Source organism: Stenotrophomonas maltophilia group sp. Smal32 (assembly GCF_030237085.1).
Taxonomy (GTDB): Bacteria; Pseudomonadota; Gammaproteobacteria; order Xanthomonadales; family Xanthomonadaceae; genus Stenotrophomonas; species Stenotrophomonas maltophilia_Q.
In genome coordinates this window covers 33,045-56,750 of record NZ_JASJSI010000020.1, presented here as the reverse complement: position 1 = coordinate 56,750, position 23,706 = coordinate 33,045, and the positions used below count along the sequence as shown (strand labels likewise).

General features: G+C 65.6%; 25 protein-coding genes. 11 read left to right on the top strand and 14 right to left on the bottom strand.

The window, feature by feature from the left end:
• Positions 1-222: 222 nt before the first annotated feature.
• Both QRO91_RS07320 and QRO91_RS07315 read left to right on the top strand, forming a co-directional pair.
• Entirely contained in the window at positions 223-1,926 is a 1,704-nt protein-coding gene (locus QRO91_RS07320; RefSeq protein ID WP_049427911.1) for a proline--tRNA ligase, read from the top strand.
• Positions 1,927-2,149: 223 nt separating this feature from the next.
• Entirely contained in the window at positions 2,150-2,533 is a 384-nt protein-coding gene (locus QRO91_RS07315; RefSeq protein WP_005408004.1) for an H-NS family nucleoid-associated regulatory protein, read from the top strand.
• A gap of 110 nt (positions 2,534-2,643) precedes the next feature.
• Here QRO91_RS07315 and QRO91_RS07310 read toward each other — a convergent pair whose 3' ends face one another.
• Positions 2,644-3,903 carry a threonine/serine exporter ThrE family protein gene (locus tag QRO91_RS07310; protein ID WP_049427914.1) on the bottom strand — a complete coding sequence of 420 codons (1,260 nt, stop codon included), beginning with the start codon at positions 3,901-3,903 and terminating at the stop codon, positions 2,644-2,646.
• A gap of 93 nt (positions 3,904-3,996) precedes the next feature.
• On the opposite strand from QRO91_RS07310, the gene QRO91_RS07305 reads away from it, so the two are divergent.
• The 5 genes from QRO91_RS07305 to QRO91_RS07285 all read left to right on the top strand — a co-directional run bounded on the left by QRO91_RS07305 (position 3,997) and on the right by QRO91_RS07285 (position 8,576).
• The gene (locus tag QRO91_RS07305) at positions 3,997-5,118 is read left to right on the top strand and encodes an ABC transporter permease (protein ID WP_049427915.1); all 1,122 of its coding nucleotides are present in this window, start codon (positions 3,997-3,999) and stop codon (positions 5,116-5,118) included.
• 1 nt (position 5,119) lies between these two features.
• Positions 5,120-5,947, top strand: coding sequence for an ABC transporter ATP-binding protein (locus QRO91_RS07300; protein WP_049427916.1), 828 nt, complete (start codon positions 5,120-5,122; stop codon positions 5,945-5,947).
• A 3-nt stretch (positions 5,948-5,950) separates the two neighbouring features.
• Positions 5,951-6,877: an MlaD family protein gene (locus tag QRO91_RS07295; RefSeq protein ID WP_033835489.1), complete on the top strand. Its 927-nt coding sequence runs from the start codon at positions 5,951-5,953 to the stop codon at positions 6,875-6,877.
• Positions 6,874-7,515 carry an ABC-type transport auxiliary lipoprotein family protein gene (locus tag QRO91_RS07290; RefSeq protein ID WP_049427918.1) on the top strand — a complete coding sequence of 214 codons (642 nt, stop codon included), beginning with the start codon at positions 6,874-6,876 and terminating at the stop codon, positions 7,513-7,515. The genes QRO91_RS07295 and QRO91_RS07290 overlap by 4 nt, the downstream gene beginning before the upstream one ends.
• 98 nt (positions 7,516-7,613) lie before the next feature.
• Positions 7,614-8,576, top strand: coding sequence for a glycosyltransferase family 2 protein (locus QRO91_RS07285; RefSeq protein ID WP_049427920.1), 963 nt, complete (start codon positions 7,614-7,616; stop codon positions 8,574-8,576).
• Here the strand turns inward: QRO91_RS07285 and QRO91_RS07280 are convergent.
• The 9 genes from QRO91_RS07280 to QRO91_RS07240 form a co-directional block, all read right to left on the bottom strand.
• Complete coding sequence (locus tag QRO91_RS07280) at positions 8,573-9,184, bottom strand: alpha-ketoglutarate-dependent dioxygenase AlkB (RefSeq protein WP_197620103.1); 612 nt, start codon at positions 9,182-9,184, stop codon at positions 8,573-8,575. The genes QRO91_RS07285 and QRO91_RS07280 overlap by 4 nt on opposite strands.
• A gap of 46 nt (positions 9,185-9,230) precedes the next feature.
• Positions 9,231-9,863: a CoA transferase subunit B gene (locus QRO91_RS07275; RefSeq protein ID WP_049427924.1), complete on the bottom strand. Its 633-nt coding sequence runs from the start codon at positions 9,861-9,863 to the stop codon at positions 9,231-9,233.
• Between the two features lies 1 nt (position 9,864).
• The gene (locus QRO91_RS07270; RefSeq protein ID WP_049427926.1) at positions 9,865-10,596 is read right to left on the bottom strand and encodes a CoA transferase subunit A; all 732 of its coding nucleotides are present in this window, start codon (positions 10,594-10,596) and stop codon (positions 9,865-9,867) included.
• A gap of 96 nt (positions 10,597-10,692) precedes the next feature.
• On the bottom strand, positions 10,693-11,898 hold the full coding sequence (locus QRO91_RS07265) for a hypothetical protein (RefSeq protein WP_049427927.1): 1,206 nt from the start codon (positions 11,896-11,898) through the stop codon (positions 10,693-10,695).
• A complete protein-coding gene (locus QRO91_RS07260; protein ID WP_049427930.1) occupies positions 11,873-12,298 on the bottom strand; it encodes a hypothetical protein in 426 nt (141 codons plus the stop codon). The genes QRO91_RS07265 and QRO91_RS07260 overlap by 26 nt, the downstream gene beginning before the upstream one ends.
• 51 nt (positions 12,299-12,349) lie before the next feature.
• Positions 12,350-12,949, bottom strand: coding sequence for a hypothetical protein (locus QRO91_RS07255; protein WP_049427931.1), 600 nt, complete (start codon positions 12,947-12,949; stop codon positions 12,350-12,352).
• Positions 12,946-13,350, bottom strand: a complete 405-nt coding sequence (locus tag QRO91_RS07250; RefSeq protein WP_049427932.1) for a GtrA family protein — start codon at positions 13,348-13,350, stop codon at positions 12,946-12,948. Before QRO91_RS07250 ends, QRO91_RS07255 begins: the two co-directional genes overlap by 4 nt.
• Positions 13,328-14,272 (bottom strand): glycosyltransferase, encoded by a 945-nt coding sequence (locus QRO91_RS07245; RefSeq protein WP_197620102.1) that lies wholly within the window; start codon positions 14,270-14,272, stop codon positions 13,328-13,330. The genes QRO91_RS07250 and QRO91_RS07245 overlap by 23 nt, the downstream gene beginning before the upstream one ends.
• A gap of 10 nt (positions 14,273-14,282) precedes the next feature.
• Positions 14,283-15,239 (bottom strand): UDP-glucuronic acid decarboxylase family protein, encoded by a 957-nt coding sequence (locus tag QRO91_RS07240; protein WP_197650571.1) that lies wholly within the window; start codon positions 15,237-15,239, stop codon positions 14,283-14,285.
• Positions 15,240-15,473: 234 nt separating this feature from the next.
• Here QRO91_RS07240 and QRO91_RS07235 point away from each other — a divergent pair, with 234 nt between their 5' ends.
• Both QRO91_RS07235 and QRO91_RS07230 read left to right on the top strand, forming a co-directional pair.
• Complete coding sequence (locus QRO91_RS07235; RefSeq protein ID WP_049427933.1) at positions 15,474-16,820, top strand: phosphomannomutase/phosphoglucomutase; 1,347 nt, start codon at positions 15,474-15,476, stop codon at positions 16,818-16,820.
• An 11-nt stretch (positions 16,821-16,831) separates the two neighbouring features.
• Positions 16,832-18,235, top strand: coding sequence for a mannose-1-phosphate guanylyltransferase/mannose-6-phosphate isomerase (locus QRO91_RS07230; RefSeq protein WP_049427934.1), 1,404 nt, complete (start codon positions 16,832-16,834; stop codon positions 18,233-18,235).
• Between the two features lie 75 nt (positions 18,236-18,310).
• Here QRO91_RS07230 and rfbD read toward each other — a convergent pair whose 3' ends face one another.
• The 4 genes from rfbD to rfbB are packed head-to-tail and all read right to left on the bottom strand — an operon-like array spanning position 18,311 to position 21,712.
• Complete coding sequence (gene rfbD, locus QRO91_RS07225; protein WP_197620101.1) at positions 18,311-19,204, bottom strand: dTDP-4-dehydrorhamnose reductase; 894 nt, start codon at positions 19,202-19,204, stop codon at positions 18,311-18,313.
• The gene (rfbC, locus tag QRO91_RS07220; RefSeq protein ID WP_049427936.1) at positions 19,201-19,758 is read right to left on the bottom strand and encodes a dTDP-4-dehydrorhamnose 3,5-epimerase; all 558 of its coding nucleotides are present in this window, start codon (positions 19,756-19,758) and stop codon (positions 19,201-19,203) included. Before rfbC ends, rfbD begins: the two co-directional genes overlap by 4 nt.
• The gene (rfbA, locus tag QRO91_RS07215) at positions 19,755-20,642 is read right to left on the bottom strand and encodes a glucose-1-phosphate thymidylyltransferase RfbA (protein WP_049427937.1); all 888 of its coding nucleotides are present in this window, start codon (positions 20,640-20,642) and stop codon (positions 19,755-19,757) included. The genes rfbC and rfbA overlap by 4 nt, the downstream gene beginning before the upstream one ends.
• A gap of 14 nt (positions 20,643-20,656) precedes the next feature.
• Positions 20,657-21,712 (bottom strand): dTDP-glucose 4,6-dehydratase, encoded by a 1,056-nt coding sequence (gene rfbB, locus QRO91_RS07210; protein WP_049427939.1) that lies wholly within the window; start codon positions 21,710-21,712, stop codon positions 20,657-20,659.
• 259 nt (positions 21,713-21,971) lie between these two features.
• On the opposite strand from rfbB, the gene QRO91_RS07205 reads away from it, so the two are divergent.
• Together QRO91_RS07205 and QRO91_RS07200 are read left to right on the top strand one after the other, a co-directional pair.
• Positions 21,972-22,718 (top strand): electron transfer flavoprotein subunit beta/FixA family protein, encoded by a 747-nt coding sequence (locus QRO91_RS07205; RefSeq protein ID WP_014035896.1) that lies wholly within the window; start codon positions 21,972-21,974, stop codon positions 22,716-22,718.
• Positions 22,718-23,656, top strand: a complete 939-nt coding sequence (locus QRO91_RS07200) for an electron transfer flavoprotein subunit alpha/FixB family protein (RefSeq protein ID WP_197632505.1) — start codon at positions 22,718-22,720, stop codon at positions 23,654-23,656. Before QRO91_RS07205 ends, QRO91_RS07200 begins: the two co-directional genes overlap by 1 nt.
• Positions 23,657-23,706 lie beyond the last annotated feature (50 nt).

Genomic DNA, 23,706 nt, shown 5'->3' with positions numbered 1-23,706 from the left:
GCGTGAGCGCCATGGATGGCGCGACCGAGCCTACAGGGACGTATTTACGGCGTCCCCCGCAACCGGACCCACCCCGCCATCCCACGGGAAGTCCGCCTTTGCCGTTGCTTCGGCAGTTGCAGTTGACGTTGCTTGAGGCGGGTGCAGGGCGCAGCCCTGCCAGTACCCCCACCCCGGCCGGGCTGGCAGAATAGGCGTCTCTGCCGTTATCCGAAGCCGACGATGCGCCTCTCCCAGTTCCACCTGCACACCACCAAGGAAACTCCCAGCGACGCCGAGCTCACCAGCCACCGGCTGATGCTGCGTGCGGGCATGATCCGCAAGCTTGCATCGGGCCTGTACACCTGGTCGCCGCTGGGCCTGCGCGTGCTGCGCAAGGTCGAGCGCATCGTGCGCGAGGAAATGGACCGTGCCGGTGCCGTGGAATTCCAGATCCCGACCATCCAGCCGAAGGAACTGTGGGAGCAGACCGGTCGCTGGCAGAAGTTCGGCCCGCAGCTGCTGAAGATCAAGGACCGCAAGGACCAGGTCTTCTGCTACAGCCCGACCGCCGAAGAAGCCGCCTGCGACTTCGCGCGCAGCGAGCTGTCCAGCTACAAGCAGCTGCCGGTGAACTTCTACCAGGTGCAGACCAAGTTCCGCGACGAGATCCGCCCACGCTTCGGCGTGATGCGTTCGCGCGAGTTCCTGATGAAGGACGCCTACTCGTTCCACCTGCATGATGAATGCCTGGTGCGCGAGTACGAGAACATGAAGTCGGCCTACAGCCGCATCTTCACCCGCCTCGGCCTGGATTTCCGCATGGTGCAGGCCGACTCCGGTGCGATCGGCGGCGATGCCTCGCAGGAATTCCACGTGATCGCCGATTCCGGCGAAGACGCGCTGGTGTTCTCCACCGGCTCGGATTACGCGGCCAACATGGAAGCGGCGATCAGCGCCGATCCGGCCCCGCGTGCGGCCGCCGCTGAAGCGATGCGCAAGGTCGACACGCCCACCCAGAAGACCTGCGAGGACGTCGCGGCCCTGCTCGGCATCGACCTGCAGCGCACCGTGAAGTCGGTGGCGCTGGTCGCCGGCGAAGGCGACGCACAGCAGTTCGTGCTGGTGCTGGTGCGCGGCGACCATGAAGTCAACGAGATCAAGCTGGCCAAGGTCGCCGGCCTGGACGAGCAACGCTTTGCCAGCGAAGCAGAGATCGCCGAGTACCTGGGCAGCGTGCCCGGCTTCCTCGGCCCGGTCGCGCCTGCGAAGGCCATCCGCGTGGTCGCCGATCGCGAAGTGGCCGCGATGTCCGACTTCGTCGTCGGCGCCAACGAAGCTGGTTTCCACCTGGCCGGCGTCAACTGGGGCCGTGACCTGCCGGAACCGGAAGTGGCCGACATCCGCAACGTGCGTGCCGGTGACCGCGCGCTGGACGGCGGCGAACTGAAGATCGCCCGCGGCATCGAAGTCGGCCACGTATTCCAGCTCGGCCGCAAGTACGCCGAAGCACTGGATGCCACCGTGCTGGACGAGAACGGCAAGGCCGCGGTGATGGCGATGGGCTGCTACGGCATCGGCATCTCGCGCGTGGTGGCTGCCGCGATCGAACAGAACCATGACGATGCCGGCATCATCTGGCCGGACGCGATGGCGCCGTGGCAGGTGGTGGTGTGCGTGATCAACCCGAAGGGCGACGTTGCCGTCGCCGATGCAGCGTCCAGCCTGCTGCAGGAACTTCGCGACGCCGGCCTCGATGCCGCGCTGGACGACCGTGGCCTGCGCCCGGGCGCGATGTTCGCCGACATGGAACTGATCGGCATCCCGCACCGCGTGGTGGTGAGCGAGCGTGGCCTGGCCGCCGGTACCTACGAGTACCGCTCGCGCCGCGCCAGCGAAGCGGAAAGCCTGGACAAGGCCACCCTGCTGCAGCGACTGCAGGGCTGATCGCAGAAAGGACCGGGGCATGCCCCGGTCTTTTTTTGCGTTTCCGCCACGTCACCGATATTGCAGCGGACATAATCCGGTCAAAATCGACGCAATGCAGCCGGTACGTCGCCAAGCCCTGTCCTGTCTGCATTTGTGCTTGGAATAATTCATCTCTATTCTGTGCTGCGACGCCATGGACTGGCTCGTCCCGTCCACACATTAGTTTCCGGAGTAACCGTAAATGAGCATTGACCTGACCGGCCTGTCGGCACGCGAACTGGGCGCCCTGATCCGCACCGCCAAGAAGCAGCAGACCATCGTCGCCAAGCGCCGGCCAATCACCAAGGTCCGGGCCCAGCTGACCAAGCTGGCCAAGACCGAGGGTTACACCATCGAAGAACTGTTCGGCGGCGCCCCGGCCCCGCGCGCGCGCAAGGCCGCCCCGGCAGCCAAGGCACCGTCCAAGACCGCCGGCCGCAAGCTGGGCAAGGTGGCACCGAAGTACCGCAACCCGGCCAACCCGAAGGAAACCTGGACCGGTCGTGGCAAGCAGCCGCGCTGGATGGCCGAGCTGACCGCCAAGGGCAACAAGAAGCCGGAAGATTTCCTGATCAAGAAGGCCTGAGGCCAGGATCAGGTTGCAATGAAAAACGCCGGCGGAAGCCGGCGTTTCTTGTTTGTAGAGCCGAGCCCACGCTCGGCTATCCATATGCAAAGCCGAGCATGGGCTCGGCTCTACAGGGTTTTGCGCGCCGGCATCAGCAGGTTGCCGAACAGCAGGCCGGCCACCAGCGCCATCACCACGTTGAGCACGGTGAGGAACACGCTCTGGCCAGCGCCGACATCCTGCTGCTGGACCAGGGTCAGCACGCCGCGCAGGCTGGTGCTGCCGGGCACCATCATGATGATGCCGGGCAGGCGGATGATCGCGCCCGGTCGGCCCACCAGGCGGCCAAACAGATTGCCACCGGCGGTCAGCAGCATCGCCGACAGGAAGATGCCGGCCGGCGCACCCCAGGCGTGGCCGCCGAACTTGGAGATCGCATAACCGGCCACCGAAGCGGCGATTACCCAGGGATAGTCGCGGCGGTTGGCCTTGAACAACATCGCGAAGGCGAATGCTGCGGTCAGCAGTGAACCCCACTCCACCCACGGCCCCTGCGGCCGCGTGGCGCGGATCACCGGGTCCAGGCCGAGTACGTCGGCCAGGGTCACCGCGATCATCGCGCCCACGCTGAGCTTCATGATGGTGGTCAACGCGCCGGCGAAGCGCGCGGTACCGGAGACCCAGTGCTGGCTGGCGAGTTCATTGACCGCATTGGTCAGCGACATGCCGGGCAGCAACACCACCAGCGAGGCGATGATCACCGTGTTGAGGTTGAGTGCGCCGACAAAGGACGCGACCAGGGTTGCGACCATGCCGGCCAGCAGCGCCGCCAGCGCCTCGGCCGCTTCGCGGGTGGCCGGGCGACGGTCGGTGACCATGCCGAGCAGGCCGATCATCAGGCCGATGACACCGGCGGTGGCGATGTCCAGCCACGGCAGCTTCCACATGCCGGCCACGCCGGCAGCGCCGAGGGTGAACGAAAGGATGGTGCGCAACTTGCCGCGCCGGCCGGGATCCTTGTCCAGCTGGCGCAGCGCGGTGTGGCCCTGGGCGATGCTCATCCGGCCGTTGGACACTTCCTCGGCGATATGGTCGGCGACGCTGAGCTTGTGCAGGTCGTTCTCGCCAGGCGCCAGGCGGATCACGCGGGTGATGTCGCTGGAGCCGATCGCCTGTGCCGGGTCGCTGAAGCTGAGGATGATACCGGTGGGATTCGACCACGGTTCACAATCCAGATCGAGCTGGCGGGCCAGTGCCACCACTGCCGTTTCCAGGCGCTGGGCCGTGGTGCCGTAGCTGTGCAGGCGTCCGGCGATCTCGGAAACAAAGGCCACGCGCTGCGCGTAGGTGGCCTGGGGCGTGGGGATCGTGTGAGCGTCTGCGGACATGCGCCGTAGTATTACCTACTGCCGGGCCGCACTGGATAAATTCATCCGGGTTCGACGCGATGCCCCAGACAGAACGGTTATGCTGCGACCCGAATGGCCCAAGTGACCCCGAACCACGCCCCCCAGCTCGAACAGGACGCCCATGACCCGGGCCTGATCCGCCTGTCCGGCACCTGGACCTTGAAGACCGCGCTGGCCGCGGCCGAAGTCCTGCGCGGCGTTCCCGACACACTGACCGGCATCGACGCCACCGGCATCGAGAAGATGGATTCGGCCGGCGTGCTGCAGGTGCTGCGGGTGGCCCATCGCGCCGATCTCGGCGAGGACGCGTTGCAGTTCCGCCCGGATCACCAGGCGCTGGTCTGCACCATCGAGGAAGTGGCCGACGACCGGCCCAGGCCCAAGCGCGATTTCGGCGTGCTGGCCGCGCTGGAACGGCTCGGTGTCAGCGTCCATGCCACTGGCCACAATATCAAGGCGCTGTGCAGTTTCCTGGGCGAAAACCTGGTCAAGGCAGCCCGGCTGGTCAAGGAGCCCCGTCGCTTCCGACTGACCGCCACCGTGCACCAGATGGAGCAGGTCGGGCTGGACGCAGTACCGCTGGTGGCGCTGCTGTCGTACCTGGTCGGTGCGGTGATCGCCTTCCTCGGCTCGACCATCCTGCGCGACTTCGGCGCCGAGATCTACGTGGTCGAGCTGGTCAACATCGCCTTCCTGCGCGAGTTCGCGGTACTGCTGACCGCGATCGTGCTGGCCGGCCGCACCGCCAGTGCGTTCACCGCGCAGATCGGTGCGATGAAGGCGCGCGAGGAAATCGATGCCATGCGCACGCTGGGCCTGGACCCGATCGACCTGCTGGTGCTGCCACGGTTGATGGCGCTGCTGGTCACCCTGCCCCTGCTGACCTTCATCGCGATGGTTGCCGGCCTGGCCGGCGGTATCACCGTCGGCGCGTTCGACCTAGACATCCCGCCGCAGATGTACATCGCGCGCATGCACGAAACCATGGAAGTGCGGCACATGCTGGTCGGCCTGTCCAAGGCCCCGGTGTTCGCACTGGTGATCGGCCTGATCGGCTGCCTGGAAGGCCTGAAGGTGGAAGGCACGGCGCAGTCGGTCGGTGAACGCACCACCTCCAGCGTGGTGCAGACCATCTCGCTGGTGATCATCATCGATGCCTTCGCGGCGTTGTGGTTCATGCACATGGACTGGTGACATGAGCACGCATACGACTCCCGAAGAAATCCCCATGCAGGACGGCGAAGGCCACGACCTGGCCATCCGCGTGCGCGGGCTGGTCAACCGCTTCGGCAGCCAGACCGTGCATGAAGACCTGGACCTGGACGTGCGCCGCGGCGAGATCCTGGGCGTGGTCGGAGGCTCGGGCACCGGCAAGTCGGTGCTGATGCGTTCGATCCTCGGCCTGCGCACGCCCGACGCCGGACAGATCGAAGTGCTCGGCCGCGATGCGCGTGCCGACGATGCCGAGAGCCGACTGCACATCGAACGCAACACCGGCGTGCTGTTCCAGGATGGCGCCCTGTTTTCTTCGCTGACCGTGGGCGAGAACGTGCAGGTGCCCTTGAAGGAACACCACCGCGAATTGCCCGAGCGCTGGCACTACGAGCTCGCGCTGCTGAAGGTGAAGCTGGCCGGCCTGCCCGCCGATGCGATCAACAAGCTGCCATCGCAGTTGTCCGGCGGCATGCGCAAGCGTGCGGGCCTGGCCCGGGCGCTGGCGCTGGACCCGCCCCTGCTGTTCCTGGATGAACCCACCGCCGGCCTCGACCCGATTGGTGCGGCGGCATTTGACCGCCTGATCAAGACCCTGCAGGAAGCGCTGGGGCTGACCGTGTTCCTGATCACCCACGACCTGGACACGCTGTACGCGATCTGCGACCGGGTGGCGGTGATCGCCGACCGCAAGGTGGTGGCCAACGCGCCGCTGCCGGACATCGAGAAACTGGATCATCCGTGGATCCAGGAATACTTCCACGGACCGCGTGCGCGTGCCGCGCGCGGCGAACAGATCGAGAGTGCCTGAGCCATGGAAACCAAAGCCAACTACGTGCTGATCGGCGCGTTCACCCTGATCACCGGCCTGGCCCTTCTGGCCTTCGGCCTGTGGGCGGCCAAGTACTCCTCCGACCGTACCTGGCAGGAATACCGCGTGGTGTTCCGTGAGGCGGTGACCGGCCTGTCGGTGGGCAGCCCGGTGCAGTACAACGGCATCGCGGTCGGTTCGATCATCGAACTGAACCTGGTGCCGGACGACCCGCGCCAGGTGGTCGCTCGCATCCGCCTGAACTCGACCACCCCGGTCAAGACCGATACCCGCGCCAAGCTGGCGATCACCAGCCTGACCGGCCCGTCGATCATCCAGCTCAGCGGTGGCACGCCGCAGTCGCCTGCGCTGACCACGGTCAACAAGGACCCGGCCCCGATCATCCCGACCACGCCATCGGCGCTGCAGAACATCACCGACGTTGCCAACCGCATCGTCGAGCGCATGGACCAGATCCTCAGCGACCGCAACGTGGCCTCGATCAATGCGACGCTGGCCAACCTGGAGACGATCAGCGGCGGCCTGGCCGACCGCGACCAGGGTACCCAGGCGCTGCTGCTCAGCGCGCGCGACGCCGCCCGCAGCCTGGACACCACCCTTAAGACCACCAACGGTACGATCGAGCGCCTGGACAAGAACCTGGTGCAGCAGCTGCCGGGCATCATCGACAAGCTGGACGGCACCCTGGCCAAGCTCGACTCGGCCGCCGGCAACGCCGATTCGATCCTGGGCGAGAACCGCGCCGCGATCAACAGCTTCGCCAACGATGGCCTCGGCCAGCTGGGCCCGACGCTGACCGAACTGCGCGGCCTGATCCGCGACCTGCGCCGGGTCAGCGACCGCCTCGAGAACAACCCCGCGCGCTATCTGCTGGGCCGCGACGCACCGAAGGAGTTCGAACCCAAATGAGCCCGATGCCCCTTCCGCGCCTGCTGCTGGCCGCTTCGCTGGCCACCCTGCTGGGCGGCTGCTCCATCCTTGGCAGCAGCGAGAAAACCGCAGTGACGCTGTACTCGCCCGCCGTGCAGGTGAAGGCCGATCCGGCGTGGCCGCAGGCCAGCTGGCAGCTGGTACTGGCCAAGCCCAGCGCCGCGCGCATGGTCGACAGCCCGCGCATCAACGTGCGGCCGACCCCGTCGCAGCTGGAGATCTACAAGGGCGCCAGCTGGGCGCAACCGGCCACCGACATGATCGAGGACACCCTGCTGCGTGGCTTCGAGGACTCCGGCCGCATCCGCGGCGTGGCGCGCAGCACCGCCGGCATCCGCGCCGACTACAAGCTGTCCACCGACGTACGCCGCTTCGAGTCGGACTACCAGGGCCAGGCCACGCCGACGGTGGTGATCGAGGTCAACGCCAAGCTGATCCACGTCGCCGACCAGCGCGTGGTGGCCGACCGCACGTTCCGCCAGGCCCAGCCGGTCGGCAGCACCGATGTGCCGGCCGTGACCGCCGCGTTCGAGCGTGGCCTGCAGCAGCTGGCGCAGGACATGGTGGGGTGGACGCTGGTCAGCGGGCAGAACGATCAGCCGGGCGCCCTGCACTGATCAATGGCCGGCGTGCGCGCCACGGAGGGCGGGAGGGTCTCGATGGAGGCATGCGATACTCGACGCATCCTGGCTGCACCTGGCTGCACCGTCTCCCGATGACCTCATCCGTTTCCATCGCCGTCTGCACCTACAACGGCGAGCGCTTCCTGCAGGAGCAGCTGGACAGCCTGCTGGCGCAGACACGCCATCCGGATCAGCTCGTGATCCGTGACGATGCGTCCTCCGACGGTACCCTGGCATTGCTGCGTTCGTTCGTGCCTCGTGCAGAGGCCCTGGGCATCGCGGTGGACCTGCAGGTGAATGCCCGCAACGTCGGCTATCGGCAGAACTTCGACGGCGCGCTCCGCGCCTGTACCGGCGACCTCATTTTCCTGTGCGACCAGGATGACCTCTGGTACCCGGACAAGCTGCAACGTTTCTGCACCGAGTTCGATGCCCGCCCTGAGCTGCTGGCACTGCACAGCGATGCGCAACTGATCGACGGATCCGGCCGGATGTTGTCCAAACGGTTGTTTTCCGCGTTGGGGTACCGGCCTTCGGAGCATGTGCGGATGCATGCAGGCCACGGTTTCGAGCTGCTGCTCAAGCGTCCGCTGATGACAGGGGCGGCAATGGCGCTGCGTCGCCAGGTTCTGGACGATGCATTGCCTCTTCCTGCTTCGGGCTGGGTCCACGACGCCTGGATCAGCACGCTGGCGGCCATGCGAGGGGAGATCGACAGCTTACCCGAGCCGTTGATCGGCTACCGCCTGCACGGCAACAACCAGGTGGGGCTTGGCGACCAGGATGGCGTCTCGCGCGAGGTGAGGCGGGAACGCCAATTGGAGATCGAACGACTGCAGTGCGAGCAGCTGCTGGCCCGCGCACGCGCGCTGGGCCTGCCCGGATCGCGCCTGGAGTGGATTGAACGGAAGCAGCGGCACTTGACGGTACGCACAGGGATGGGCCCTGCACGCCTTCGCCGCATTCCCGCGGTGATGGCAGAGGTGTTCTCCGGCAACTACGGCTACTTCGGGCGTGGCCTGTTGACCGCCGCCATCGATCTGGTCCGGCGCTAGGCTCCGGTACGCGCGCCCGCCGTGCGTGAATGAATCCAGCGGAACGTCAGGTTGATCCGCTCCCCGCGAACCCGCGCCATCTTCGGGAGCGCGTGCTGGTAGAAGCGCTGGGTCTGCCCGCCCATCAACAACAGGTCTCCGTGGCCCAGGACGAACTCGGTCCTGCGCGCCGGCTCATCGCGCCGTCGCAGCAGGAAGCGGCGCGCAGCACCAAGGCTCACCGAAGCAATCACCGGTGCCGGCCCCAGCTCCGGCTCATCGTCACTGTGCCATCCCATGTGATCTCCCCCATCCCGATAGCGGTTCAGCAGCACGCTGTTGAAACGACCGATGTTCCCGTCCTGCAGCTGCTCACGCACGGCCTGCAGCACGGGCGGCCATGAGTACGGCACGAACTCGGCACCGGAGTAACGGTAGCGGGCCTGCGGGTCGCCGATCCAGCAGCTCAGCCGCGGCGACTCCACCCAGTTGCCGAACATGCGGATGCGATGTACCTCCCATGGCACTTCGGCCTGCAGCGCGGCCATCAGCCGGTCGGCGTCGGCCGCAGCCAGCCAGCCCGGCAAGTGCTGGACGTCCGCATCGGGCAGATCGTGGAGGAACAACATGGCGGCCCCTCAAGGAACAGGGCGGCGCTTGGCCGCCCCCGGAACATCAGGCACGCTGGAACGCGACGCCGGTCTTTTCCTTCAGTTCGTCATCGCCGACACCCGGTGCCGCTTCCACCAGCAGCAGCCCCTCGTCGGTAACGTCGAATACGGCCAGGTCGGTGATGATGCGATCAACTACGCCGACGCCGGTCAGCGGCAGCGTGCATTCGGCCAGGATCTTGTGCTCGCCATTCTTGGCGGTGTGCTCCATCAGCACCACCACGCGCTGCACGCCGGCCACCAGGTCCATCGCGCCGCCCATGCCCTTGACCATCTTGCCGGGCACCATCCAGTTGGCCAGGTCACCCTTGTCGGTGACCTGCATGGCGCCGAGAATGGCCAGGTTGACGTGGCCGCCACGGATCATCGCGAAGCTGTCATGGCTGCCGAAATAGCTGGCACCGGCGCGTGCAGTCACGGTCTGCTTGCCGGCATTGATCAGGTCCGCGTCGACTTCAGCGTCGGTCGGGAACGGGCCGATGCCCAGCAGGCCATTTTCCGACTGCAGCCACACGTCCACGCCTTCGGGAATGTGGTTGGCGACCAGGGTCGGCAGGCCGATGCCCAGGTTCACGTAGGCACCATCGGTCAGTTCGCGGGCGGCACGTGCCGCCATCTCATCGCGGGTCCATGCCATGTCAGTTGCCCTCCGCGCGGACGGTGCGCTGCTCGATGCGTTTTTCAGGGTGTGCGTTGTGCACGATACGGTGCACGTAGATACCCGGCAGGTGCACCTGGTCCGGATCGATGGCGCCCACCGGCACGACCTCCTCGACCTCCGCAATGCAGACCTTGCCGGCCATCGCGCAGGCCGGGTTGAAGTTGCGCGCGGTCTTGCGGAACACCAGGTTGCCAGCTTCGTCGGCCTTCCACGCCTTGACCAGCGCCACGTCGGCGCGCAGGGCGGTTTCCATCACGTAGTGCTTGCCGTCGAACTCGCGCGTCTCCTTGCCTTCGGCCACCACCGTGCCGTAGCCGGTGGCAGTGAAGAACGCAGGAATGCCTGCACCGCCAGCACGCAGGCGCTCGGCAAGGGTGCCCTGCGGATTGAATTCGAGCTCCAGTTCGCCAGCCAGGAACTGCCGCTCGAACTCCTTGTTCTCGCCCACGTAGGACGAAATCATCTTCCTGATCTGGCGCGTCTCCAGCAGCTGGCCAAGGCCGAAGCCATCGACACCGGCGTTGTTGGAGATCACCGTCAGGCCCTTGGCCCCGCTGTCACGCAGCGCGGCGATCAGCGCCTCGGGAATGCCGCACAGGCCGAAGCCGCCCACGGCCAGGGTCTGGCCATCGGCGACCACGCCCTCCAGCGCCTGCGCCGCACTGGCGAAGCGCTTGCCGCGCTTGCCGGTGGAAGTCACGTGTTCCATTTCTACAGCCCCACACGGGAAGAATGAGCGCATTCTAGCGCTACACCTGCCTACCGCTGGGATGCGCCGCAGCATGACGCCGCGGCGCGTTCCGGCTCAACGCGCGCGCGGCATCTTCGCCGTGGCGCGATGTTCCAGTGCCAGCAGCACTGCAAACCCCAGCAGCAGTGTCACCGGCATGCGGACACGGTCGACGCTGCTGCGCAGGTGCCAGTCCAGGTCATGTGGTGTTCCCAGGTAGACCAGGAACAGCAGCGTTGCATACGCCAGCGCCGCCAGCACGGCAACCGATGCCGCCGGAACCCGCAGCACCGGGCGCCAGAGCACCGCCAGCACCAGCAGCGGCACCAGCACCCAGACATCCAGCAGCAGGCGCCCGACGATCGGCAGGGTACTGCCCTCGCTGCCAAGCCGCGCCAGCAGCTGCACCTTCATGTCGCTTCCCGCCAGGTCATTGCCAACCCCTGCCTGCCCGACGGCCAGCTTCCATGCCAGCAGTGGCAGCAGGGCCACAACCGCGGCCAGGAGGATGTGCCAGCCCAGGCGACGCTCACGCAGCACACCTTCGCCCAGCACCACGGCCGTCAACAGGGCCGCAAGCACGGCCCCCTCGTTCTTCAACATCGACAGCACGGCCACCAGCAACATGAATGCGACCAGCTCGCGACTACCACCGTGCTTCCCGGACATGCGGTGGCGCATCGCTGTCGCCACGGCAGCGACGGCGTAGACCGCCACCAGCGGATCCATGTAGCCGTTGATCAGCATGTCGCGCGCCAGGCGCAGCAGCAGCACTGCGAACAGCACGCCGCACCAGCGCGAGCGGAAACTCGGGGCGATCAGCAGCAGTGCCGGCAGCAGCAGCAGCGGTGCCACCGCCTTGGGCAGCAGCTCGTTCCAGTGCCCAGCCAAACCTGCTGCACAGGCCATCAACAACGGAACCAGTGCAGGATAGTCGTTGTGGCTCCACGGCGCGTAATCATCCAGCTGGGCGTACAACGTGCCCTCCAGGTAGATCCGCTTGGCATGGAAGAGCCAGATTGAACGCGGGTCCCAGCCATCGCTGGGGCTTCCCAGTGCGATCAACACCAGCACCAGCACGGCCAGGACCAGAGGGGCGGTACGCAGGTCACGCACAGCCGGCAGGGCGAGCAGCGCGCTGAGCACGACCGCGCCAAATGCCACCTGCACCGGCCAGCCCATCAGGCCCACGGCGGCCAGGCCGTAGCAGAGAAGAATGGAGACCAGCATGGCCAGCGCCGCACGGCGCCCTGGTTCAGCGGCAGTCGGCAAGAACGACATCTCCGCTCCTCCCCTGGACGTGGCACTGGTCAACCAACGGATCACCGGCCCTCAGCAGGCGCTGCGGGGTATCGGTATCGCTGAACCGGACCGGATACAGCGCCTCCCACATGCGTTGCTGGATCAATGGGTCGTCCTTCAGCCCCTGCCCGAGTGAAAGCAGCGAGGGAGCGATCGGCTGCGCGCGCACCAGACCACGTGCATCCACCACCTCGCGTGGTACGGATGCCTCGAATCCCGCGTCCTCAGCGAAGGCCTGGCGCAGCAACGATGTCTGATAGTCAGATCGCTTGGCGACCGATACGAGGGAAGCGGCCAACAGCAGCGCCAGGGCCCCGGCAATCGCCAGGTCTCGGCGCGGAGTACGCGGGGGGGGAGAGGTGGAGGTCATGTCATCCATGAAACGTTTCAAGGAACCAACGGAAAAACCAATGCGCCAGCAGCACCCGGGCTATTGGCAACGGTAGTCGGACGGCATCCGGCTGTCGCGGAAAGGATCAGTGAGCGCATCGGTGTACTCCCCCATCAGCAGGCGATGGGTCGGCAGCAGGTTCTGCCGGTAGAAGCGGCCAAACGATGCGAGGCGCTCGCCGCGCGCGGTCAACCGCACACAACCATCATGGATCTGCACGGTTCCAGACTGCAGCTGCTCGGTCAGGCGCACTTCCACCAGGTGGTGCTCGGGGACGTACTCTTCGATGAAGACCTGCCGGAAGGCATCCTCGCGGATGCCGCCACCACGCTGCTGCAGCTTCTCCAGGATGTAGAAGGACAGCGAACGATCGATGACGGTCGGGACCGAAATCGCGAACACGTAGCCTCCCAGCAGCCAGATGGCGGCCAGCTGGATCAGCTCGAGGCGGCTGAAATCCCTGAACCACTTCAACGCGTACAGGCCCGCAAACACCACCACCACGGCGATCACCGCGTCGAGGATGCTGGCATACAGCACCACGTTCACGCGGAACTGGCGCATGTGGACGTAGTAGACCAGCAGCAGGGTGGCAATGAACGCCAGGGTTGCCAGCGCGGCACGCAGATACTTGTTCATTTGAACACCAGGAATTTGTTGGCAACGAAGCTGAAAGCCATCTGCATCCCCGTGGCCAATACGAATCCGATGCGATAGTCCAGACCCCATCGATCGGCCCAGACGTACATCACCAGCGCATGCAGCACGGCGATCGCCGCGTAGATCAGCAGGAACAGCGAGCCCTGCCGCGCCAGGCTGCCCTGCCTGCCATGGAAAACGAAGTAGCGGCTGCCGAGGAACGATACGGTGATGCCGAAGACCGCTGCAATCGCATTGGCCACCGCGGCCAACGGGATGTGCAGCACCTCAATGTTGAAGTGCAGCACTCCATAGTGCACTGCGGTGGCGAGCAGGCCATTGATCACGTAGCGGACGGCCTGTCCGCCCAGCGCATCCTTAGCCACTGCGGCGGCCGGCATGCAGGACCTCGTCGACGAACTCGCGATAGCTGCCCACGCTCATGACACCACCGCCGCGCATCATCCCCGACAACATCAGGATGATCAGCGTCAGTGCCGCGGTCTGCAGGAACACCAGCACCAGGATGCCGAATGCCAGCGAGAACCAGCCCTGCGATGCAAAGCCCAGCATCTTCAGCCCGGTGGCGACGATGCCGCCGATGATCGACAGTGCCGCCACCATGGTGCAGGCGATGCCCACGCGTACCAGCACATCCTCGGCAAACACCATCAGTGCACGGAATCCGTGCAGGGCCAGGCCGACGAAGTTCATCTTGCTGCGGCCGGCATAGCGCGGACCACGATCCAGCGCACAGGTCTGCACGCGCAGCTTAGAGCCCAGTACGCAGGCTGCAACGTGGATCCACAGCTCCTGCATCGATGCCAACCGGCGCACCGCCGGCATCTTCGCCGCCATGAAGTTGCCGAAGCTGATCTGGCGCCCGCTGAGCAGCGAGAACAGCAGCTTGTAGACAATGTAGAACGACTTGAACTTCAGCGATTCGACCCGGCTGCGACGACTGGCCACCACCACGTCGACATCGGCCGAATCCAGGCCCGCCACCAGTTCGGTGATGCTCTCCGGCGTATCCTCGCCATCGGAATCCATCACCACGACAATGTCATTGCCATCGAAGTGTTCGGCCACATAGCCCAGGCCGATGGCGATCGCACGCTGATGCCCGACATTGCGACGCAGGCGGATCACCACGCCCTCCAACCCTGAAGCCTCAATGGCGCTGATCGGCAATGGCTGCCGCACCGAGCCGTCGTCCACGGCCACCAAATAGGTGTCCGGGCCCTGGGTGCGGGCGAGCTCGACAAACAGCTTCGAGGAGGCTTCCAGATCCTCGTAGACCGGCATCACCACGATCTTTCGCATCGTCGCCACCTCAGGCCTGCAAGCGATGGCGGAAATAGGCGATGGTCTCCTTCAGGCCGTCCTCCAGGCCGACCTTGGGCTCCCAGCCCAGATCCGCTTTGGCCAGGCTGATATCCGGCTGGCGTTGGCGTGGATCATCCAAGGGCAGCGGGCGGTACTCGATCTTCGACCTGCCACCGACGAGGCGGAGCACGGTCTCGGCCAGTTCCAGCATGGTGTACTCGGACGGATTGCCGATATTGATCGGACCGGTGAGATCAGCTGGCGAGTCCATCAGCCGCAACATGCCTTCGATCAGGTCATCGACATAGCAGAAGCTGCGCGTCTGGCTGCCATCACCATAGATGGTGATCGGCTCGCCCTTCAGCCCCTGCACGATGAAGTTGCTGACCACCCGGCCATCATTGGGATGCATGCGCGGGCCATACGTGTTGAAGATGCGCATGACCTTGATCTCCAGCTGGTGCTGGCGCCAGTAGTCGAAGAACAGCGTTTCGGCGCAACGCTTGCCCTCGTCATAGCAGCTGCGGATGCCGATCGGGTTGACCCGGCCCCAGTAGCCTTCTACCTGCGGATGGATTTCCGGATCGCCGTACACCTCACTGGTGCTGGCCTGCAGGATGCGCGCGCGCAGACGCTTGGCCAGGCCGAGCATGTTGATCGCGCCATGCACGCTGGTCTTGGTGGTCTGCACCGGGTCCTGCTGATAGTGGATCGGTGACGCCGGGCAGGCCAGGTTGAAGATCCGGTCCACTTCCACATAGAGCGGGAACGTCACGTCATGGCGCATGAGCTCGAACCGTGGGTGGCCCAGCAGCCCATCCACGTTCGCCTTGCTACCGGTGTAGAAGTTGTCCACGCAGAGGACGTCATCGCCGCCCGCGATGAGCCGATCGCACAGATGCGACCCGAGGAAGCCCGCGCCACCGGTCACCAGCACGCGTTTCTGATCGTGAGTGAATTTCAAAGCAAACCTCGATCCTTCTGGAACAGCAGGCCAATCGGCGATGGCCACGCGGGCCATGTCCTCGGTCGTCAGCGCGCAATTGTATGCGAACTGCCTGCTGGCCATGGCCCATCGACGGGGAATCGGCCCGCCCCACTTCCATGTCGGCGCTACCCGCCGGGCGTCCCTGACTCACCGGCCGTTTGCAGACCCTCCCGCTATAATCAGGTTTCTCTATCCGGATGGACTGCTTCGATGCCCCTGCCCGCCTTCAAGGCCTATGACATCCGTGGCCGCGTGCCCGAGGAACTGAACGAAGACCTGGCTCGCCGCATCGGCGTGGCCCTGGCTGCGCAGCTCGCGCCGGGCCCGGTGGTCCTAGGCCACGACGTGCGCCTGACCAGCCCGGCGCTGCAGGACGCGCTGGCGGCCGGCCTGCGCGGTACCGGGCGGGAAGTGATCGACATCGGCCTGTGCGGCACCGAGGAAGTCTATTTCCAGACCGACCACCTGAACGCAGCCGGCGGCGTGATGGTCACCGCCAGCCACAACCCGATGGATTACAACGGCATGAAGCTGGTCAAGGAAAACGCACGGCCGATCAGCTCCGATACCGGCCTGTTCGCGATTTCCGATGCAGTGGCCGCCGACACCGCCGAGGCCCAGCCGCCGCGTGCCGGCCAGGTCGCCCAGCATGACAAGAGCGCCTACATCCAGCACCTGCTGAGCTATGTCGATGCCGGCAAGCTGAAGCCGCTGAAGCTGGTGGTCAATGCGGGCAATGGCGGCGCCGGCGCCATCGTTGACCTGTTGGCACCGCACCTGCCGTTCGAGTTCATCCGCATCTGCCACGAGCCGGACGGCAGCTTCCCCAATGGCATTCCCAATCCGCTGCTGCCGGAGAACCGCGCCGCCACCGCCGACGCCGTACGCGAACATGGCGCCGATTTCGGCATCGCGTGGGACGGTGACTTCGATCGCTGCTTCTTCTTCGACCACAGCGGCCGCTTCATCGAGGGCTACTACCTGGTCGGCCTGCTGGCCAAGGCGATCCTGGCGCGCCATCCCGGCGGCAAGATCGTGCATGACCCGCGCCTGGTCTGGAACACCGTGGACATGGTCGAGCAGGCCGGTGGCGTGCCAGTGCAGTGCAAGAGCGGCCACGCCTTCATCAAGGAAAAGATGCGTGCCGAAGACGCGGTGTACGGCGGCGAGATGAGCGCGCACCACTATTTCCGCGAGTTCGCCTATGCCGACTCGGGCATGATCCCGTGGCTGCTGATCGCCCAGCTGGTTTCCGGGAGCGGCCGTTCGCTGGCCGACTGGGTCGAAGACCGCATGGCAGCCTACCCGTGCAGCGGCGAGATCAACTTCAAGGTGGCCGATGCCAAGGCCGCCGTCGCGCGCGTGATGGAACACTTCGCCGCGCAATCGCCCAGGCTGGACCACACCGACGGCATCAGTGCCGACTTCGGCAACTGGCGCTTCAACCTGCGCAGCTCCAATACCGAGCCGCTGCTGCGCCTGAACGTCGAAGCGCGTGGTGACGCGTCGCTGATGCAGGCGCGTACCGACGAACTCTCCCGTCTCATCCAGCAGTAACCGAGGCCCGCATGAGCAGCATCCAGCCCGTCATCCTGTCCGGCGGATCCGGTACCCGCCTGTGGCCGCTTTCGCGCGAGGCCTACCCGAAGCAGTTCCTGCCACTGGCCGGCGAGCTGACGATGCTGCAGGCCACCTGGCAACGCGTCGCCCCACTGGCGGCGCGTGGTCCGCTGGTGATTGCCAACGAGGAACACCGCTTCGTTGCCGCCGAACAGCTGCAGCAGGTCGGGGCCGAGGCGGCCGCGATCATCCTGGAACCGGTGGGCCGCAACACTGCGCCGGCGATTGCCGTAGCCGCGCTGGAGGCCACCCGTGGCGGTACCGACGCGCTGCTGCTGGTGCTGCCCTCCGACCATGTGATCACCGACGAAGCGGCCTTCCGCAGTGCAGTGCAGGCCGCAGCAAGTGCCGCCGACGCCGGCAAGCTGGTGACCTTTGGCATCGTCCCGACCGGCCCGGAAACCGGTTATGGCTATATCAAGGCCGCTGATGGACAGGGCGTGCGCGCGGTCGAACGTTTCGTCGAGAAGCCCGACCTGGAGACCGCCACCGGCTACGTCAGCAGCGGTCAGTACTACTGGAACAGCGGCATGTTCCTGTTCAAGGCGTCGCGCTATCTGCGGGAGCTGGAACGCTTCCAGCCGGAAATGCTGGCCAGCAGCCGCCAGGCCTGGCAGCAGGCTCGCCGCGATGCGGACTTCACGCGCTTGGACAAGGACGCCTTCACCGCCGTGCCCTCGGACTCGATCGACTACGCGGTGATGGAAAAGACCGCCGACGCGGTGGTGATCCCGCTCGATGCCGGCTGGAACGATGTCGGCTCGTGGACCGCACTGCGCGATGTCTCGCAGCAGGATGGCGACGGCAATGCCCACCAGGGTGATGTGATCGCCATCGATTGCCGCAACACCTATGCCTATGCCCAGCGCCTGGTCGCACTGGTCGGGCTGGATGATGTGGTCGTGGTCGAGACCGACGATGCGGTGCTGGTCGGCAAGGCTGACCGCATGCAGGAGGTCAAGACCGTGGTGGCCAAGCTGAAGGCCGAAGGCCGCAGCGAGGCGACCTGGCACCGCAAGGTGTACCGCCCCTGGGGTGCCTACGACTCGATCGACAACGGCGAGCGCTTTCAGGTCAAGCGGATCACGGTCAAGCCCGGCGGCACGCTCAGCCTGCAGATGCATCACCACCGCGCCGAGCACTGGATCGTGGTCAGCGGCACCGCCGAGGTGACCCGCGGCAACGAGGTGATCCTGCTCAGCGAGAACCAGAGCACCTACATCCCGCTGGGCGTGACCCATCGCCTGCGCAATCCCGGCAAGCTGCCACTGGAGCTGATCGAAGTGCAGTCGGGCAGCTACCTGGGCGAGGATGACATCGTGCGGTTCGAGGACACGTACGGGCGCAACTGACGCGGCGCCCGCTGGTGGGTGCCGACTGTTGGTCGGGGCGGGTGCCGACCGTTGGTCGGCACGTCGCCTACCGGGTCAGGCAATCTCCGCCATCACCCGCTTCAGGCCGTCCTGCCAGGTCGGCAGCACGATGCCGAAATCCTGCTGCAGCTTGCGGTTGTCCAGCACCGACCAGGCTGGACGCTTGGCCGGGGTCGGATACTCGGAACTGGGAATCGCCTCGACGGTCGGCACCTTGACCAGTACGCCGGTGGCCAACGCTTCGGCGAAGATCGCCTCGGCGAACCCATGCCAGCTGGTCTGGCCATTGGCGGTAAGGTGCCAGGTACCAGACAGCTGATCCGGATGCTGCAGCGCCTGCGCGGTAACATCGGCGATCAGCGCGGCCGGGGTCGGCGTACCGATCTGGTCGGCCACTACCCGCAACGCATCACGCTCGGCACCTACGCGCAGCATGGTGCGCAGGAAATTCGCGCCGTGCGAGGCATAGACCCAGGCCGTGCGGAAGATCAGGTGGCGGCCACCGGCCGCGCGTACGGCATCCTCACCATCTCGCTTGCTGGTGCCATATACACCCAGCGGTGCAGTCGACTCATCTTCGCGGTACGGCGCGGAACCCTGACCATCGAACACATAGTCGGTGGAGTAATGCACGAACGGCACGCCATGCGCCGCACACCATCGTGCGATCACACCCGGCGCCTGCGCATTGGCAGCGAAGGCGGCCTCTGCGTCCTGCTCGGCACGATCCACAGCCGTGTAGGCCGCAGCATTGACCACGATCGACGGCTGCAGGCGGTCCAGCAGCGCCGGCAGACTGTCGGGCTGGCTGAAATCGGCCGTTTCGCAGGCACGGCCATCTGGCAACCGGCCACTGCGCGTGGTTGGCAACACCGTACCCAGTGGTGCCAAAGCGCGCAGCAGTTCCTGACCGACCTGGCCGTTGCCGCCGAAGACCAGCACCGTCATGGGGTGTAGACCGGCAGGCGGTCCTCAGCGATGTCCTTCAGGAACGGCGCGTTCTCGTCCTTGGCCGACAACGTCGGTGCACTGACCGGCCAATCCACGGCGATATCGGCATCGTTCCAGCGTACGCCAGCATCGGCCTCCTTTACGTAGACATCGGTGCACAGATAGTTGAACAGCGCCGTATCAGAAAGCACAGCGAAGCCGTGCGCGAACCCTTCTGGAATCCAGAACTGCCGCTTGTTTTCGGCGCTCAGGATCACCGCTTCCCAGCGTCCGAAGGTCGGCGAGCCGCGGCGGATGTCCACCGCGACGTCATAGACTTCACCCTGCAGCACCGAGATCAGCTTGCCCTGCGGGCGCGGCCACTGGTAATGGAGGCCACGCAGCACGCCCTTGCTCGACGACGAAACATTGCTTTGTACGAAGCCGCCCTCCAGCCCCGCCTCAGCGAACCGGTCGGCATTCCATGTTTCAAAGAAAAATCCGCGGGCATCGCCGAACACGTTCGGCTCGATCACTTTGCATCCAGCCAGACTCGTCTCGATGACTTTCACGGCACGACACCACGCTGCAACAGCTTGACCAGATACTGGCCATAGCCATTCTTGCTCAATGGTGCAGCCAGTTCCTCAAGCTTGGCCGCATCGATCCAGCCCTGCCCGAAGGCGATCTCTTCAGGGCAGCACACTTGCAGGCCCTGCCGGGTCTGGATGGTCTCGATGAAGTTCGAGGCTTCCAGCAACGACTGATGGGTACCCGTATCCAGCCAGGCGTAGCCGCGACCCAGTGCTTCAAGGTGCAGGTTGCTCTCTGCCAGATAGCGCTTGTTGAGATCGGTGATTTCCAGCTCGCCGCGCGGCGAAGGCTTCAACTCGGCCGCGTACTCGCTGGCTTTTCCATCATAGAAATACAGGCCGGTCACAGCATAGTTCGAACGCGGATTCTCGGGCTTCTCGACCAGATCGATCACTCTGCCATCCTTGTTGAACTCGGCCACGCCATAGCGTTCCGGATCATTCACCCAGTAACCGAACACCGTGGCACCTGCATCCCGCTGGTCGGCACGCCTGAGCACCTCGCGCAGGCCGGTCCCGTGGAAGATGTTGTCTCCCAGCACCAGGCAGCTCGGCTTGCCGGCCACGAAGTCGCGACCGATCAGATAGGCCTGCGCCAGCCCATCGGGGCTGGGCTGCACTGCGTACTGGATGTCCATGCCCCATTGCGAGCCATCGCCCAGCAGCTGCTGGAACAGAGCCTGTTCATGGGGAGTGTTGATGATCAGCACTTCGCGGATGCCCGCCAGCATCAGCACGCTGAGCGGATAGTAGATCATCGGCTTGTCGTATACCGGCAGCAGCTGCTTGCTGACGCCCTTGGTGATCGGATACAGCCGGGTGCCGGAGCCACCGGCGAGGATGATGCCCTTGCGCTGGGTCATGAGGTCTCCTGGGTTCAGGCCGCAGTGCCGATGCGCTGCAGACGGTAGCTGCCGTCGAGCACGCCGTTGACCCATGCCTGGTTGTCCAGGTACCAGTCGACGGTGAAGGTGATGCCCTGCTCGAAGGTGTAGGCCGGCTCCCAGCCCAGGTCGTTCTTCAGCTTCGACGCATCGATCGCGTAGCGGCGGTCATGACCCGGGCGGTCGGCCACGTAGGTGATCTGGCTGCTGCGCGGCTGGCCATCCTCACGCGGGCGACGCTGGTCCAGAAGCGCGCAGATGGCCTGCACCACTTCGATGTTCTGCTTTTCCGAGTTGCCACCGACGTTGTAGGTCTCGCCAACCTGACCCTTGGCCAGCACGGTACGGATCGCCTCGCAGTGGTCGGACACGAACAGCCAGTCGCGCACCTGCTTGCCATCGCCGTACACCGGCAGCGGCTCGCCGGCCAACGCCTTGGCGATCACCAGCGGGATCAGCTTCTCGGGGAAATGGTACGGGCCGTAATTGTTGGAGCAGTTGGTGGTCAGCACCGGCAGCCCGTAGGTGTGGTGGAACGCACGCACCAGGTGGTCGGAGGCGGCCTTGGACGCCGAATACGGCGAATTCGGCGCATACGGGGTGGTTTCGCTGAACTTGCCGGTCTCACCCAGGGTGCCGTACACCTCGTCGGTGGACACATGCAGGAAGCGAAACGCCGCGCCCTGCTCGGCCGGCAGGGCCTTCCAGTAGTCACGTACCGCTTCCAGCAGGCCCAGGGTGCCAACCACGTTGGTCTGGATGAAGGCGCCAGGACCATCGATCGAACGGTCCACATGGCTTTCTGCAGCGAAGTTCAGCACCGCATCCGGCCGATGTTCGGCCAGCAGGCGGGATACCAGCGCGCTGTCACCGATGTCACCCTGCACAAACACGTGGTGCGGGTTGCCGTCCAAGCTGGACAGCGTCGTCAGGTTGCCGGCATAGGTCAGTGCGTCGAGGTTGATGACCTTGATGCCACGGGCGACCGCTTCGAGAACAAAGTTACCGCCAATGAATCCGGCACCGCCGGTGACAAGCCATGTGGGCACTACCTGTTCTCCTGTTGATGATCCATGTGGGCCGCACCCGGCAGCCCGACTCAGCGCAACAGGATACATCGGGGGCACCTTCACTACTGCCCTCACACCGTGAACAACACGCAGGGCCTCGCGGATTCTGCTGCATCGCAGCAAAACCATACGCATTCGCATGGTGCCCCGTCACCCGCTAGAATCGGGATCCCACCCCCGAACCGGTTGCTGTGCGAGGACCGGACGCTCTCTCCGTTATTGAAGGACCCCGTACCAGATGAAAATCCTCGTCGCGTACAAGCGCGTGGTGGACTACAACGTCCGCATTCAGGTCAAGCCGGACGGTTCCGGCGTGGTCACCGACGGCGTCAAGCTGTCCCCCAACCCCTTCGATGAAATCGCCTTGGAAGAAGCCCTGCGCCTGCGCGACAAGGGCATCGCCAGCGAAGTCGTGGTCGCCACCATTGCTCCGGCCGATGCCCAGGCGCATCTGCGCAACGGCCTGGCCATGGGCGCCAACCGCGCGGTCCATGTGGTCACCGACCAGGCCATCCAGCCGCTGACCGCCGCACGCACCCTGCTCAAGCTGATCGAGAAGGAACAGCCGGACCTGGTGATCCTCGGCAAGCAGGCCATCGACGACGACGCCAACCAGACCGGCCAGATGCTGGCCACGCTGTGGGGCCGTCCGCAGGCGACCTTCGCCAGCAAGCTGGACATTGCCGATGGCAAGGCCACGGTGACCCGCGAAGTCGACGCCGGACTGGAAACGCTGGAAGTGGACCTGCCGGCCGTGGTCACCACCGACCTGCGCCTGAACGAACCGCGCTTCATCAAGCTGCCGGACATCATGAAGGCCAAGGCCAAGCCGCTGGAGACCCTGCAGCTGGCCGATCTCGGCGTTGAAGCCGCCGACACCTTCAAGACCACCCAGTACGCCGCGCCGTCCAAGCGCAGCAAGGGCGTGATGGTCAAGGACGCGGCCGAACTGGTTGCCGCACTCAAGCAGAAGGGGTTGCTGTAATGAGCAAGATTCTCGTCATCGCCGAGCACCACGACGGCAAGCTCAACGCCGCCACCGCCAAGACCGTCAGCGCCGCCGCCGCCATCAGCGGCGCCAGCATCGATGTGGTCGTGCTGGCCGCCGACCCGGCCGCCGTCGCCGCTGAAGCCGCGAAGATCGCCGGCGTTGCCAAGGTCCTGACCGTGGCCAACGCCGCCAACGCGCAGGCCATCGCGCAGGTCCTGGCGCCGCAGATCGCACAGCTGGCCAAGGGCTACAGCCACGTGTTCGGCCCGTCGACCACCTTCGGCAAGGACCTGATGCCGTGCGTGGCCGCCCTGCTCGGCGTCAACCAGGTCTCCGACCTGATGACCGTCGAAGGCAGCCACACCTTCAAGCGCCCGATCTACGCTGGCAACGCGATCATCACCGTGGAAGCCCCGGCCGACCAGATCGTGGTCGCCACCGTGCGCGCCGCGTCGTGGCCGGAAGCCGCCCAGGGCGGCAGTGCCGCCATTGAAGCGGCCAGCGTCGATGCTGCCCTGCCGACCCACACCCGCTTCATCGGCCTGGCCGCCGGTGCCAGCGACCGCCCGGACCTGCAGAGCGCCAAGCGCGTGGTCTCCGGTGGCCGTGGCGTCGGCTCGGAGGAGAACTTCAAGGTCATCTTCCAGCTGGCCGACAAGCTCGGCGCGGCCGTCGGTGCCTCGCGCGCCGCCGTCGATGCCGGCTATGTGCCCAGCGACCTGCAGGTCGGCCAGACCGGCAAGATCATCGCGCCGGAACTGTACGTGGCTGTCGGCATCAGCGGTGCCATCCAGCACCTGACCGGCATCAAGGATGCCGGCACGATCGTGGCGATCAACAAAGACGGCGATGCGCCGATCTTCGAGATTGCCGATATCGGCCTGGTGGGGGATCTGTTCACGATCCTGCCGGAGCTGGAGACATTGCTCTGATGAGGTGCGCTGGCAGTTGGATTCTGCTGGTCGCGGAAGAAGGCGCGCGC

Bases quoted from the DNA above. Each gene is read 5' to 3' on its own strand.
- QRO91_RS07320 (WP_049427911.1), top strand. From the start codon at position 223: ATGCGCCTCTCCCAGTTCCACCTGCACACCACCAAGGAAACTCCCAGC.
- QRO91_RS07315 (WP_005408004.1), top strand. From the start codon at position 2,150: ATGAGCATTGACCTGACCGGCCTGTCGGCACGCGAACTGGGCGCCCTG.
- QRO91_RS07310 (WP_049427914.1), bottom strand. From the start codon at position 3,903: ATGTCCGCAGACGCTCACACGATCCCCACGCCCCAGGCCACCTACGCG.
- QRO91_RS07305 (WP_049427915.1), top strand. From the start codon at position 3,997: ATGGCCCAAGTGACCCCGAACCACGCCCCCCAGCTCGAACAGGACGCC.
- QRO91_RS07300 (WP_049427916.1), top strand. From the start codon at position 5,120: ATGAGCACGCATACGACTCCCGAAGAAATCCCCATGCAGGACGGCGAA.
- QRO91_RS07295 (WP_033835489.1), top strand. From the start codon at position 5,951: ATGGAAACCAAAGCCAACTACGTGCTGATCGGCGCGTTCACCCTGATC.
- QRO91_RS07290 (WP_049427918.1), top strand. From the start codon at position 6,874: ATGAGCCCGATGCCCCTTCCGCGCCTGCTGCTGGCCGCTTCGCTGGCC.
- QRO91_RS07285 (WP_049427920.1), top strand. From the start codon at position 7,614: ATGACCTCATCCGTTTCCATCGCCGTCTGCACCTACAACGGCGAGCGC.
- QRO91_RS07280 (WP_197620103.1), bottom strand. From the start codon at position 9,184: ATGTTGTTCCTCCACGATCTGCCCGATGCGGACGTCCAGCACTTGCCG.
- QRO91_RS07275 (WP_049427924.1), bottom strand. From the start codon at position 9,863: ATGGCATGGACCCGCGATGAGATGGCGGCACGTGCCGCCCGCGAACTG.
- QRO91_RS07270 (WP_049427926.1), bottom strand. From the start codon at position 10,596: ATGGAACACGTGACTTCCACCGGCAAGCGCGGCAAGCGCTTCGCCAGT.
- QRO91_RS07265 (WP_049427927.1), bottom strand. From the start codon at position 11,898: ATGTCGTTCTTGCCGACTGCCGCTGAACCAGGGCGCCGTGCGGCGCTG.
- QRO91_RS07260 (WP_049427930.1), bottom strand. From the start codon at position 12,298: ATGGATGACATGACCTCCACCTCTCCCCCCCCGCGTACTCCGCGCCGA.
- QRO91_RS07255 (WP_049427931.1), bottom strand. From the start codon at position 12,949: ATGAACAAGTATCTGCGTGCCGCGCTGGCAACCCTGGCGTTCATTGCC.
- QRO91_RS07250 (WP_049427932.1), bottom strand. From the start codon at position 13,350: ATGCCGGCCGCCGCAGTGGCTAAGGATGCGCTGGGCGGACAGGCCGTC.
- QRO91_RS07245 (WP_197620102.1), bottom strand. From the start codon at position 14,272: ATGCGAAAGATCGTGGTGATGCCGGTCTACGAGGATCTGGAAGCCTCC.
- QRO91_RS07235 (WP_049427933.1), top strand. From the start codon at position 15,474: ATGCCCCTGCCCGCCTTCAAGGCCTATGACATCCGTGGCCGCGTGCCC.
- QRO91_RS07230 (WP_049427934.1), top strand. From the start codon at position 16,832: ATGAGCAGCATCCAGCCCGTCATCCTGTCCGGCGGATCCGGTACCCGC.
- rfbD (WP_197620101.1), bottom strand. From the start codon at position 19,204: ATGACGGTGCTGGTCTTCGGCGGCAACGGCCAGGTCGGTCAGGAACTG.
- rfbA (WP_049427937.1), bottom strand. From the start codon at position 20,642: ATGACCCAGCGCAAGGGCATCATCCTCGCCGGTGGCTCCGGCACCCGG.
- QRO91_RS07205 (WP_014035896.1), top strand. From the start codon at position 21,972: ATGAAAATCCTCGTCGCGTACAAGCGCGTGGTGGACTACAACGTCCGC.
- QRO91_RS07200 (WP_197632505.1), top strand. From the start codon at position 22,718: ATGAGCAAGATTCTCGTCATCGCCGAGCACCACGACGGCAAGCTCAAC.